Annotated in this window: 2 protein-coding genes and 1 rRNA gene; 2 read left to right on the top strand and 1 reads right to left on the bottom strand. The window is 31.9% G+C overall.

The features are described from left to right. Positions 1–173: 173 nt before the first annotated feature. Positions 174–728 carry a biotin transporter BioY gene (locus J2Z44_RS21155; protein WP_021281588.1) on the bottom strand — a complete coding sequence of 185 codons (555 nt, stop codon included), beginning with the start codon at positions 726–728 and terminating at the stop codon, positions 174–176. A gap of 410 nt (positions 729–1138) precedes the next feature. Between J2Z44_RS21155 and J2Z44_RS21150 the strand changes: the two genes are divergently transcribed. Together J2Z44_RS21150 and J2Z44_RS21145 are read left to right on the top strand one after the other, a co-directional pair. Then, on the top strand, positions 1139–3151 hold the full coding sequence (locus tag J2Z44_RS21150) for a methyl-accepting chemotaxis protein (RefSeq protein ID WP_021281589.1): 2013 nt from the start codon (positions 1139–1141) through the stop codon (positions 3149–3151). A 654-nt stretch (positions 3152–3805) separates the two neighbouring features. Next, positions 3806–4093 (top strand): 16S ribosomal RNA (locus J2Z44_RS21145); the annotation flags it as partial.

Genomic DNA, 4093 nt, shown 5'->3' with positions numbered 1-4093 from the left:
TAAATTCAATAAAAAGAAAAGAATTAATAAGATTGTATCCTATAATTCTTTTTCTAATATTATAGTAAAAAAACTCTTCAATTTTAAAATGGTAATTAGAGAAAAGTATAATAGTACTAATTGAAAAAAGTAAATCGTTAAACTAGCTTATTTAAGCAGCTATAAAATACGCTCTAAATAGAAACTGAAGCTTTTGGTAATCTTTTTATAAGTTCTTTACTAAGAAGAATAGCAATAATAGCTTTTGCAACGTCACCAGGAATGAAAGGTATACAAGCAAACTTTAAAGCACCATAAAAACTTATGCTTTTCCCTAAATAAGTAGTAAATATTAAATAAAAATAAGGAACTCCAATAATGTATATAAAAATAGTTCCTATGATAACAGCAATAGAAATACTTTTATAAGATTTGTCTCTTTCAGTAATTTTTCCAACAATATAAGCAGTGAAAATAAAGGAAAGTAAGAATCCAAAAGTATGATGAAATATTGAGTCTAATCCACCGGAACCACCAGAAAAAATAGGTAAACCCACCAGTCCTAGAAGTACGTAAGTAAGTTGTGATAAGGCACCGACTTTGCTCCCAAGAATAAGTCCTGCAAGAATTACTACAAGACTTTGCAAGGTTATAGGAACTGGGCCAATGGGTATAGAAATATAAGAACTAACAGCAGTTAAGGCAGCAAATAAACCTGCTAAAATTAAATCACGAGTTGATAACTTCATTTTATTACCTTCTTTCAAATGTAAATTATTAAATTATGTAAAAAATTATATAGGGAAAAACTATTTTAATATAAATATGATTATTAAATATTTAATAGTTAAACTGCAGTATTATTGTAAACTATAATAAAACTTAAAGTTTACAATAATAGATTATCATAGCATATGTAAAAAGTCAAAAGTATTTTAATCTAAGAGTATAATATTATCTAAATTGTGAATGAAACTAAAGATATAGAAGAAATAGATAAAATGATGGATATTAATGGTACAAAATCCAACAAAAATACTAAAATTTCGACTAAAAATGTATAAAGATAACATTTCTAACTTCGATATATGATATAACAGATTACTTTTACTTATATGTGTAATTTGGATACAGGTTAAAAATGATAGGGGGATAAAAAATGAAAAGGGACAAATCCCAAAATAAACTAGGATTAAAGTCTGTAAGGGTAAAGCTTATTAGTAGTTTTGTTGCTATTTGCTTAATTCCCTTAATATTGGTAGGAGCTTTTACCTATGTTCAAGCCTACTCAATTCTTGGTAAAAAGTTAGAAATTACTAGTAGTCAAACTTTAGGAGAAATTGATAGAGGTCTATCTAATTATTTCACAGCCATGGCAAATCCGTTAGAAATCTTGGCAGTTAACTATAACTACAAGAACTATGACACTGTACCGGACTCACATAAATATATTAACTTTTTCTTACAGGATACGCAGGAGTCTGATCCAAATATTACAACTACTTTCTATGGCATGGAAACAGGAGACCTTTTATTATTTCCACAGGTAAAGTTACCTGACGGATTTGATGCAAGAACTACTGGTTGGTATAAAGATGCTGTAAGTAAAAAGGGGAAGGTGGCTATAAGTCCACCATACTTAGATACAGCAACTAAAACTTACGTAGTTACCTTATCAAAAGCAGTAGAGAGAGAAGGTAAGGTAGTTGGTGTTGTTGGTATGGACATATCTCTTCAGAAACTAACTGAAAGTTTAGGAAGCATAAAGGTTGGTAATGAGGGGTATGTAGCTATAAGTGATAGCAAAGGAATTATGATTGCACATCCAAAAACCGAATATATTGGAACAGATATAATGAAGAAGCAAAGCTTCTGGGGTGATATGGAAGCTAACCCAAGTGGATTTGCAAATTATGAACTCGATGGAGTGAAAAAATTTGCTGTTTACAAAACAAGTGAATTTACTGGATGGAAAATGGTTGCAACTTTGAATCACAAAGAGTTGTCAGCAGATACTAATAGAATCCTAATCGTTATTTCTATTGCGGTATTATTAGTAGGAATTATAGCAGTAGCATTATCAGTAGTATTAAGTAGTAGCATTTCTGCAAATGTAAAAAGAATTCAGGAAGTCATCGAAAAAGCATCCCTAGGAGACTTAACTGTTAGTGTAGATATTAAGACTAAGGATGAATTTAGAGTATTAGGAACAGCATTCAACAAAATGATAGAAAATATTTCAAGATTAATGAAAAATGTTGGGGCATCTTCTAAAGATGTGCTTGAAACTGCAAGTAACTTAGCCTCAATGTCAGAGCAGACAACATCAGCAGTTCATCAAGTTGCTCAAGCTATGGATGAAATAACAATTGGTGCTACGAAGCAAGCGGAGAGTGCTCTTCAAGGTGCAACTGATATGGAGGATTTATCTAGTAAGCTTGATGTAATATCTCAATCAACAAGAAACATGGGTGATATATCTTTAAATACTGAAAAGTTAAGTAGCACAGGACTTTCTATGGTAGAAGAGTTAATAGATATATCTAGCGGAACTAAGACCTCCTCAATTGAGGTAGGTAAACTAGTAAAAGAAGTTAACAATAGTATGGTACAAATAACTGCTATCTCAGATGTTATTTCTGGTATTACAGAACAAACAAACTTACTATCTTTAAATGCATCTATAGAAGCAGCAAGAGCCGGGGAGTCGGGAAGAGGTTTTGCAGTAGTAGCTGATGAAATAAGAAAGCTAGCAGAACAATCTAAGAATTCAACTGAAGAAATAAAACTAATTATAAATGAAATACAGCATAAATCTATAGCTGCAGTTAAAGCTATGAATGAAAATGAGATAGCGGTGAATAACCAAACTCAGGTCGTGGATAAGACTAAGGAAATATTTGATAACATTATAAATGGTATTTTTGCCTTAACCAATAAGGTTGCAGAAGTGCAGGGATTTATAGATGAAATGCAAGATAAAAAGGAAAGTGTAGTAGGACAAATTGAAAATATTTCTTCTATATCAGAAGAAACTGCATCAGCAACAGAAGAAGTTTCAGCATCTACAGAGGAGATTACAGCTACAATGAATGATTTTACTCAATATGCCCAAGATTTACAGGAGTTATCAGAAAAACTAGAAGCTGAAATAAATACTTTTAAACTATAGAATATAATGAAGAATAAGTTTCTTACAATGACATTTTGTATTGTAAGAAACTTATTTTAATTTGTAAGAAGTAAATTATCATATCATTAAGTTTTATAGAAAATTTATTTAATTATCAATGACTTCGTTATTAAAGGAATAAAGCCTTTATTCCTTTAATATTGTAAATTGTGATTTTATTAATACATAAAGTCGGTAAATACCTTGAAAACTAATGAATCTTAACATGAATTTATTTGAATAGGAAAATGTAAAGAATAAACATAACCTAGTGTATCATTAGTAGAAAAATGGAGTCATTTGTAGTTATGGGCATTATATGGAGAGTAACCTATGATAATAACTGAATAGAGTAGAAAATGATGATATATTGGTGATATAATAACACTTGTCGCTGAGAGGTGATGGATAAGTTATCAAACACTTCGATTTTGAAATATTTTTAATTTGATTAAAGTGTTGACAAAAATTAAAGAGGATGATAAGATATACAAGTCGCCAGTTGATGGTGATATCGCTACAGTGTAGCGATAAATTGGTCTTTGAAAATTAAACAGAGAAAAAGGTAAAACCAGTTAATTCTAGTGAACTAATAGTTCACAAAATGACTTTAACAAGTCAGCGATAAATAGAGCATAGCTCGAACATCAATTTTAAATTGAGAGTTTGATCCTGGCTCAGGACGAACGCTGGCGGCGTGCCTAACACATGCAAGTCGAGCGATGAAGCCCTTCGGGGCGGATTAGCGGCGGACGGGTGAGTAACACGTGGGTAACCTGCCTCATAGAGGGGGATAGCCTCCCGAAAGGGAGATTAATACCGCATAACATATTTTGGTTGCATGACCGAAATATCAAAGGAGTAATCCGCTATGAGATGGACCCGCGGCGCATTAGCTAGTTGGTGAGGTAAGGGCTCACCAAGGCGACGATGCGTAGCCGA

The organism is Clostridium punense (assembly GCF_017874425.1).
GTDB lineage: Bacteria > Bacillota > Clostridia > Clostridiales > Clostridiaceae > Clostridium_J > Clostridium_J punense.
This window is presented reverse-complemented; position numbering and strand designations above follow the sequence as displayed.